At 44.4% G+C, this 8,986-nt stretch carries 9 protein-coding genes and 1 pseudogene; 9 read left to right on the top strand and 1 reads right to left on the bottom strand.

What is annotated here, in order from left to right; translation table 11 throughout:
* Positions 1-183 precede the first annotated feature (183 nt).
* The 8 genes from HXW94_RS17360 (at position 184) to HXW94_RS17325 (ending at position 7,063) form a co-directional block, all read left to right on the top strand.
* On the top strand, positions 184-750 hold the full coding sequence (locus tag HXW94_RS17360) for a GspH/FimT family pseudopilin (RefSeq protein ID WP_178368159.1): 567 nt from the start codon (positions 184-186) through the stop codon (positions 748-750).
* Positions 738-1,511: a PilW family protein gene (locus HXW94_RS17355; RefSeq protein WP_218576788.1), complete on the top strand. Its 774-nt coding sequence runs from the start codon at positions 738-740 to the stop codon at positions 1,509-1,511. The genes HXW94_RS17360 and HXW94_RS17355 overlap by 13 nt, the downstream gene beginning before the upstream one ends.
* Positions 1,508-1,669, top strand: a complete 162-nt coding sequence (locus HXW94_RS20455; protein ID WP_178368157.1) for a type IV pilus modification PilV family protein — start codon at positions 1,508-1,510, stop codon at positions 1,667-1,669. Before HXW94_RS17355 ends, HXW94_RS20455 begins: the two co-directional genes overlap by 4 nt.
* A complete protein-coding gene (locus tag HXW94_RS17345; protein ID WP_178368156.1) occupies positions 1,666-2,085 on the top strand; it encodes a prepilin-type N-terminal cleavage/methylation domain-containing protein in 420 nt (139 codons plus the stop codon). The genes HXW94_RS20455 and HXW94_RS17345 overlap by 4 nt, the downstream gene beginning before the upstream one ends.
* Before the next feature lies 1 nt (position 2,086).
* On the top strand, positions 2,087-2,722 hold the full coding sequence (locus HXW94_RS17340; RefSeq protein WP_178368155.1) for a pilus assembly PilX family protein: 636 nt from the start codon (positions 2,087-2,089) through the stop codon (positions 2,720-2,722).
* 34 nt (positions 2,723-2,756) lie between these two features.
* Complete coding sequence (locus HXW94_RS17335; RefSeq protein ID WP_178368154.1) at positions 2,757-6,107, top strand: pilus assembly protein; 3,351 nt, start codon at positions 2,757-2,759, stop codon at positions 6,105-6,107.
* Between the two features lie 22 nt (positions 6,108-6,129).
* Positions 6,130-6,471, top strand: coding sequence for a hypothetical protein (locus HXW94_RS17330; protein WP_178368153.1), 342 nt, complete (start codon positions 6,130-6,132; stop codon positions 6,469-6,471).
* A 262-nt stretch (positions 6,472-6,733) separates the two neighbouring features.
* Positions 6,734-7,063, top strand: coding sequence for a type II toxin-antitoxin system HicB family antitoxin (locus HXW94_RS17325; RefSeq protein ID WP_218576787.1), 330 nt, complete (start codon positions 6,734-6,736; stop codon positions 7,061-7,063).
* Between the two features lie 2 nt (positions 7,064-7,065).
* Here the strand turns inward: HXW94_RS17325 and HXW94_RS20180 are convergent.
* Positions 7,066-7,134, bottom strand: a pseudogene (locus tag HXW94_RS20180) (hypothetical protein); the annotation flags it as partial.
* 201 nt (positions 7,135-7,335) lie between these two features.
* On the opposite strand from HXW94_RS20180, the gene HXW94_RS17320 reads away from it, so the two are divergent.
* On the top strand, positions 7,336-8,643 hold the full coding sequence (locus HXW94_RS17320; protein WP_178368152.1) for an ATP-binding protein: 1,308 nt from the start codon (positions 7,336-7,338) through the stop codon (positions 8,641-8,643).
* Positions 8,644-8,986 lie beyond the last annotated feature (343 nt).

The raw sequence follows: 8,986 nt of genomic DNA, 5'->3' as shown, positions 1-8,986 counted from the left end.
TTCGTTTAACATTAAAACAGTGGACAAAACAGTACAGGGCATTAGCTGGAAATACTGCAGGCTGCTTCATGCATCTGACGGTTATTCTTACAATACGACGTGTTAAGGTCCGGTGCCTGGGCTACTAAATTATTATAAGGAGGGCGGCAATTCCTCCCCTGAGCTAAAGACTCAGGGGTTTCCTTGCCGCATTTTATGAACACATACAAAAAAAATAAAAATTCAGGCTTTACGCTATTAGAAGTCATGGTAGTCACGGGAATTATTTCTGTGATTATCGGTATCGCCGTGCCTAATGTCATCGCCTGGCTTCCAAAATACCGGTTAAAAAGTGCGGCCAGGGATATTATATCTTTCATGCAGGAGGTTAAGCTGGAAGCGATAAAGACCAATACAACTCTTGAAATTATCTTTGATAACTCCGGTACGCCGGGATATTATTATCTGGATTTGAATAAGGATGGAAATCACGACCCGGGTGAACAGAGAGTAAACCTGTCGGGTTACCTCAGCGGGGTTAGTTTCGGATCAGGCAGTGCCACCAATAACTGGGAAACGCCACCAAACCCCATCACCAGTTCCGTTACCTTTAATGTTAATAAGCTCAGATTTAGCGCCAGAGGGATGTCAAACACCCCAGGAACCGTCTTTATAAACAATAAGAACAACGACATCTGCTATGCCGTCACGGTCCTGACGACCGGGTCCATCAACATCAGGAAGTGGACGGGAACAGCATGGACAAACTAATGAAAGATAGAGACAATCCCCGCCCCCAGGCCGGTTTCACCCTTGTGGAACTGATGGTCGCCTTGGTGATTTCTTTTGTTGTTGTTGCTGCAGTCTACCAAACGTTCACGACCCAAAATAAGACATATATTGTCCAGGAGAGAATCGTTGAAATGCAGCAAACCCTGAGGGGGGTTCTGATATTGATGGAAAACGAGATCAGAATGGCCGGATACGACCCTTTGAAAACCGGTTCATTCGGAATCAAAACGGCAACAACAAAACAGTTGGAGTTCACTTATGATGACGGGACTGGCAATCCCAGAACCATTCGTTTTCGATTATACGATTCAACAAGTGATTCCGATACAGACGCAAATGAACTCCAAAGCACCGCGGGCGGATCGGCCGTTGCCTTTCATATTGACGATCTCAGGTTTGCCTATGCTTATGATGCAGATGGCGATGGAGATACTGATCTGCAGGGCGGGAGTATTATCTGGGGGGTGCCCAACAGTGGAACCTGGTACAACCTGGATGACGATAACGACGGTGACATTGATACCGACGACACCGCCGGGGGGACCAACACGTTAACGACCGTTGATCTGGATGACATCAGGGCCGTAAGGGTATGGGTCCTTGTGCGGGCCTCCCGGACAGACGGTGATTATACGGACCCCAGAACCTATGTTCTTGGGGACCAACGATATACACCGGCAGATAATTACAGACGAAGACTGGGCCAGGCGACAATCCTCATGAGGAACATCGGAGTATGACCGATATAATAAAGATAAAAATTCAAGGATACACATTGATAGAGGTGATGATGGCCTTGGTAGTTTTCTCCATAGGGATGCCAGCAATTATCTGGATACAAATATCCGCCATCCAGGGCAATGATGATGCCGCGGAAATGCGGAGATTTAAATCGTGAATAAGCAGAAAAGGCCTAATGATGGCGGTTTCACTCTCATTGAAGTACTTATTGGGTTGATGATTTTCAGCGTCGGCATTCTCGGCATTGGTCTGATGCAGTTATCGGCTATTCGGGGCAACAGCGTGGCCAAGCAGCTAACTGAAGCCACAGTGTTCGGCAGTGACCAGATTGAACAAATATTGTCCTGGAGCTATGACGACGGCAGGCTCAAATCGACCAACAACAATGTCGATACACCTACCAATTCTAAAGCAGATGGCGATCAGGCGGATAACGATGACTTTTATCATGCATATTGGCAGATCACTGACAATAAACCGGTTACGGACAGTAAAACAATCGACGTTACAGTGTTCTGGAATCGAAAAGGCAAGCTGAAAAGTTTCAGCCTTTCGGCTGTCAAGGCGAAATAACATGAAATTTTCTTCAATATATAGCCAACGAATTCAAAAAGATATGAAACCGCTTAATTATATGAACAACCAACAAGGTTTTGCTTTGATATCCACCATGCTTTTTCTGGTCTTGCTTACAGTGATCGGTATTGCTGGGCTGAATACAACCAGCGTGGAGTTACAGGTAACCGGGAACGAGCGGGTTTACAGAACGGATTTCTATAATCAGGAAATGAGTCTGGCTGTCGGGAAACTCAATTACAAAACCTGGTTGACGAGTGCTTATCTGACAACGAGTGAAAGCGCCGCCTATTTTCCGATTGCAGGGACCGATAGTAACAGTAACGGCATTAGTGATGTCAGTGAAATCATCAAAGGCGGCAAAGTGATCGGCAGTTACAGGGTCAGAAATAATGTTTCCACCGCGACTGACATCACCAACTGGGAAGACCTGGCCGACTTCGGCAGTGCCGCCAACCACCCGGCCAACAAGATCCCGGCTCTGGCTCACCGCGACAAACCCCCGCCGGGAAGCGGCTACGACCCCAAAAACTTTGAGATCCGCCGTTTTACCATTACCGCCTATTCCGTTGACGATGACCGCAAGGTGATTTTGCAGGAAGGCGTTTACAAGGCATTTAACAAATATAATTAGGTTCTGTCCGGATACTAAGTCAGGAGGAAAAAATATGAAAACCAAACTATTATTTATATTAGGCCTAATCGCATGGGCATCATTTGCCTTCGCTGAAGATGTCGATATTTACGGTGTCTCGAATATTCAGGTCAAACCCAATGTACTCATTATTCTGGACAACTCCGGAAGTATGGATACGGAAGATGTGTCCGGTGCCCCGTATGACCCTGCAACCACTTATTCAGGAAGCTACAGCGCAAACAAAGTTTACAGGCGTGAGTGGAACAGGTGGCGCCAGAGGTACGAGTGGAATGAATACTTTGGTAACATTAACTCATCCAACTGGAAATGCGATTCTGCCAAAAATGGGCTTCTTAGTAAAGGGTATTGGGAAGGCAAATTATATAAAAGTGGAAGCTACGCATATTGTTCTTCTTCTTATTACACCAGCAGCAGCACTTTCTCCTTAGGCAACTACATTAATTATGAAAATACAGGGGGGGCGAACCGCACCCGCATGGAAGTGGCCAAAGAGGTTGTTGCCGACCTGATTCACAAAAACCACGAAAATGTTAGATTCGGGCTAATGAGCTTTAATTACGACCAGGGAGGATATATTGTAGCTGGCTGTGGAGCGACCAAGACAACCTTGATCGGTGATTATGACCCTGATACGGATAAAATGACAGACTCGGTTCAATCTAACTATGGGGCCGTCGGTAAGCTGGAATCAAAGACCTGGACCCCGCTTGCGGAAACCATGGCTGAAGCCGGGCTCTATTTCGCCGGCAAAAAAAGCTGGTTTAACACCGGCACCTACACCAGCCCCATACAAAACCGTTGCCAGAAAAATTACATTATCCTGGTCACGGACGGCGCGCCAACCAAGGATGATGATAAATTTGCGTACAATAATTATATCCTCAACAGGAAGCTGTCAGACGACCATAATGATACATACAATAGCAGTGGCTATAGCTATGATGCAAATGAGAGCCACTACAGTTTTCTGGATGATGTCGCTTATTTTCTTAAACACAATGATCTCTCCTACAAAGGCAGCACAGGCGATTTTGAAAACCAGAATGTTACAGTCTATACCATCGGATTTAAACAGGAGCTTCCCCTGCTTTACAAGACTGCAGAACGTGGCGGCGGCGAATACTATCAGGCCTTAAACGCGTCAGCATTGGGCCGATCGTTGAACACCATTATCGCTGCCATTGAGGAGCAGAACGAAGTATTCACTGCGGCGGCAGTGCCGGTCAGTCGGGCCAACAGGGCCTATGCGGGCAACTATGTATATTACGGCCTGTTTCAGCCCACCAACGCCGGCAACTGGTACGGCAATCTGAAAAAATATGCCATAACCGATGACGGCGTCATCCAGGACACCAACGGCAACGCCATCGAAAGCGGGGGCACCATCGTCAACAATGCCGTCTCATTCTGGAGTTCAGCAGCGGATGGCTCGACGGTGACTGCCGGCGGTGCCGGTGAAGTTTTGAAAGATCGAACGACGGACCGGAATATCTACACCTATACCGGAACACAATTGGCTCTGACGGACCAAAGCAACCTGTTTACCACCACCAACACCGCCCTGATAGACGGCACCTATACCGGCCTGACCACCACGGTTATTGATGATGTGCGTAAAGGGGTGACGGCCGATTGGCCGCTGGCAAGTTTACTGCATTCCCAGCCGCTAGTGGTACACTATGATACAAATAACGACGGCACTGAAGACCGTTCTATGATCTATGTCGGAGCCAACGACGGCATGCTGCATTGTTTTGATGATAACAACGGAGAGGAGATGTGGGGATTTATTCCCCAGGACCTCCTGGACGAGTTAAGCCGTCTGACCTCCCCCAGCAGCCTGGAATATTTCGTTGACGGGACACCTGTCTATTACCACTATGATCATGATAATGCCAACACCGCAGATAAAAAACTGCTCATTTTCGGCGAACGACGTGGGGGCAATCATTATACCGTCCTGGATATCAGCGACTATAGCGCGCCAATATTCAAATACAGCATTTCACCCGATATTCTGGGATCTGGTAAGGAGCAGCTTGGGCAATCCTGGGCCGATCCCCAGGCACTTGAAATGGCCGTCACGGCGGGTTCCACCAAGGATGTTTTTCTCATGGCCGGAGGCTACGATACCAACCAGGATAAACTCCCCACAGACGCAACCCCACCAACCGCAACCGACACCAGGGGGCGGGCGGTGTACGCCGTCGACGCTCAGTCCGGTACCCTGTTCAGCGATTTTGGGTTCAGCAGTGACAACTACACTGACATGACCCACTCCATTATCGCGGTTTCGGGCTTTGAAAACCCCAAAACCACCACCACCACCCGGGTTTATGCCGGAGACATGAACGGCAACCTGTTCGCCTTCCGGGACGATATCTTCCACCGTAACACCGACAGCACTCTTGCCGGCAATTTTGAGGGAAAATACGATGGTCAGGAAGACGGTGTCTGGGGTCAGAAACTGAAATTGTACGCTGTTCCGGGAAGAAAAATCTGGCATGCGCCCAACATTGTCAACGAATATTTCCTCGTGGATTTCACCTATCCAGCCGAAGAAATAAGTGATACGGAAGCTGTTGTCGTTTCTGAAAAACGTATTGGGGATTACGTCTTTTTCGGGACTGGTGACCGGGCCCATCCGGAAAGAAAAGATCTTCTCAATGGATTTTATGCCATCAAAAACAACTGGCAATGGTCTAGTGAATCGCCCACAATTGTCGAGGCTGACATCGACATTAATAATGGAAAGGTTAAGGATAAGAATGGCAATATTATCGTCGACTGGGATGAAGAGACTGTAGATACGGGGCTGTATATCCTTGATGTGACCGATAATCTTATTCAAAATAATGAAACAGACACGGATGTCAGCCAAAAAATTTCCAATTATGTAAAAAATGCGATCAACCATAAAAACAACCGGGGCTGGTTTATTCGCCTCCAAGAGACGAAAGACAGCAAGGTTGGAGAAAAGGTGGTCTCCTCTCCCTTTATTTTTAACGGTGTAGTGTATTTTTCAACCTATGTTCCTGATACGGGAGTAACGGATGTTACTGATCCATGCGCTATCTCCGGGGCCGGGGGGAACGGCTATCTTTATGCCATCGGTTATAAGTACGGGGAGGCGGTCATCAACTTCGACGCCACCAATGATACTGTTGATGAAAATAATGATGACGTAGAAGTTCTGAGGCGGTCGGACCGGCGTAAAAAATTTAAAAACAAGGGAATTCCACCCCAATCCGTCCTGGTTGTCCATGAAGGAAAACCGACAATTATCACCGGCTTTGAAACAATTGATCCAATAGCCCCAATCGGCCTGGAAAGGACATTCTGGCGCCAACTTAACAATTAATCCCATCGTTCAGGAGACTTTTATGCTTAAAAAGACAATATCCCTGGCTGTGTTTACCCTGCTTTTCCTTAGCGGAATCTGCAGCATGGGCATAGCCGCCGACAATGAATCCGACTTTGTTAAACTTAAAGCCAAAATAATGGCCATTGATCTTATCAATGATCGGGCAATAATCGCCGAAAAAGAGTTTAAACTCATGTTCCATTATGATGAAAACTTTGAGAAAGTCTGGGATACACGTTTTTTGGACAATGAAGGCAATCAAATTACCCCGGATCAAATCAAAAAGAGAGACAGGGTTCTGGTGCGTGGAAAAAAAGACAACGGAACGATTATTGCTTTAGAAATAATTTTACTTGAATAAGAATGGTAAATTCCGCGTGGAGTAATTGGGGTCAGAGTAAAATTAAGCATTGGGGAGGGATTCCAGGGACATTTATGATAAGTTTTGTCAAGTGGAAAATGTAGATTTATTTATTCTCTGCCAGCCCGTGTGGATTCGAGATGGATTCGGGGTCGGGCCACGCTAACCACTTGAAATAAAATTAAATTTGTTTTAAAATGCCCTAAATATCATGTCTATAATCGATTTTTTAGGGTCAAAAATATTGATTTAGAAATACAAGATGAGCGTTGCGATGCGCAATCCCGCTCTTTTTACGAGCGGGTCAAGCGAGTTTTCTATTTATCTGCTATTGGGTATAATTGAAACTGAAATCGAAGACGATGGTCGCTGGATAGCAGAAATTCCAGATTTACCTGGTATATTGGTTTATGGAGTGACGCAAGAAGAAGCTATTTACAAAGTTAAAGTCCTGGCACTTCGAATACTTGCAGAGCGCCTGGAACATGGCGAAGAAACACCTGATCTCGATGAATTATTCAATGTGGCAGATAGTTTTTGCCTTGCTGAACATGTGCGGCTGAAATGTAAAAAGCGCTTTTCTGCTTGTTGAAATAATGATTGACCATGGGATATTGCGGCAATACCGACATGGATTCCTCCGTAATCAATGCCGACCGTCACAGGCTGTATGTGCTCTGTAGTTTCATAAAGCAGTTGAATGGCAAAGGGTCATCGCATGTATTTATTATTTTTTTGAAAACGCCTGTTCCATCTCCTCCTGTCGCTGATTTAACAAGTTTTTCATTATAATAAAAGTCTTGATTTTATTCGCGACAATCCGTACCATGATATGAAAAAAAATGTAAAGTGCTATATTATATTATGGAAAACATTTTAATATCACATAATAAACATTGGGAGCGTCCGTACACCGGGCTTTATCCAAGAAATTTATTCCAAAATCTTGTCAACAACCTGAGTGTCCGTCATATTCAAGTGTTACAGGGAATCAGGAGAAGCGGGAAATCCACCCTGTTCAGGCTGCTTATAAATTATCTGGCTGAATCCGGCAACTCTGTGGAAATACTGTATCTGAATCTTGAAGACCCTTTTTTCACAAAATACAGCAAATCACCTGAAAAACTTTACGAAATAGTTGAAACCGCACAAAAATTAACCGGTAAAAAAATCAGATATCTCTTTCTGGATGAGGTCCAGGCAATAACAGGCTGGGAAAAATACGTTAAAACCGTATATGATAACCAGGAGTTTGAAAAAATATTTATAACAGGTTCCAATTCATCTCTTTTGAATAGTGAATTTGCCACACTTCTGACCGGAAGATTCCTCTCCAATATGGTGTATCCTTTAAGTTTTTCAGAATTGTTAAATATAAAAGGCATCACATCCTATATCCAGCTTGTCAAAAAAAAGGCCGATGCCCTCGCCATTGTGGACAGCATGTTGACGTACGGCTCCTTTGTGGAAATTATGGACACGGATCAAGAACTCAGAAGAGATATTCTCTCGTCCTATTATGATACCATCCTGTTAAAGGACTGTATTTCAAACAATCATATTCGAGATATCAAAAGCTTCCAGGAATTGAGTTATTACCTGCTTTCAAATATCTCATCCTTGTTTTCTTACAGTTCGCTGGCAAAAGCCGTCGGCATTCATGATAAAAGTGCAAAAGAATTTGTCCTGTATCTGCAGCAGGCCTACTTACTGTCTGAATTAAAACTGTTTTCCTGGTCGCTGAAAGAACAGCAGAATAATAAAAAAAAACCGTATGTAATTGACAACGGATTCATCAACCTGTCCTTCCGGTTTTCTTCCAACAAGGGAAAACTGCTTGAAAACCTGGTATTCAGTGAACTATGCAAAGCAGGGAAAGAACTGTTCTTTTATAACAAAGGCTTTGAATGTGATTTTATTGTAAAAAATGAAGACAATACCCTGGCAGCGGTACAGGTGTGTTACGAGCTCACAGATCAAAACGAAAAAAGAGAAGTGGGCGCATTAAACAAAATCGACAATCATTATCAGACGATTTCAAAAACAATCATCACATACAACCAGGACTCTTTTATTGATGGAATCAATGTCATTCCTTTCTGGAAATATTTTCAGGAATTCAGGGGACATACTCAATTCCTATTGGGCTTGCAAAGACCTGCGAGGTTTTGATTCATTTATAGGCGGAATCATATGTAATTGGGGTCAGAGTAAAATTAAGTATGTAATTGGGGTCAGAGTAAAATTAAGCGTTGGGAAGGGATTCCAGGGACATTTATGATAAGTTTTGTCAAGTGGAAAATGTAGATTCTGGATATTTGATATAAGCACTTTTTACCTCTAAAGCACCTGTATTTTGTGTCTAAATGGCACACAAAAAACTATATGTATAGTGGTTTGCAAATGAATTGATAAACTTATAAAACTTATGTGGTATAATAGAAGGTTGTCAAAAAAATTGGAGGATGCATGTATCATAATCTATAAGCAAGTTCCTAAGTCATAGGGAAAGCAG

Origin of the sequence: Desulfobacter latus (assembly GCF_013389365.1) — a bacterium.
Lineage (GTDB): Bacteria > Desulfobacterota > Desulfobacteria > Desulfobacterales > Desulfobacteraceae > Desulfobacter > Desulfobacter latus.
Note: the sequence above shows the minus strand (reverse complement) of the source record. Positions and strands in the feature narration are given on the sequence as shown.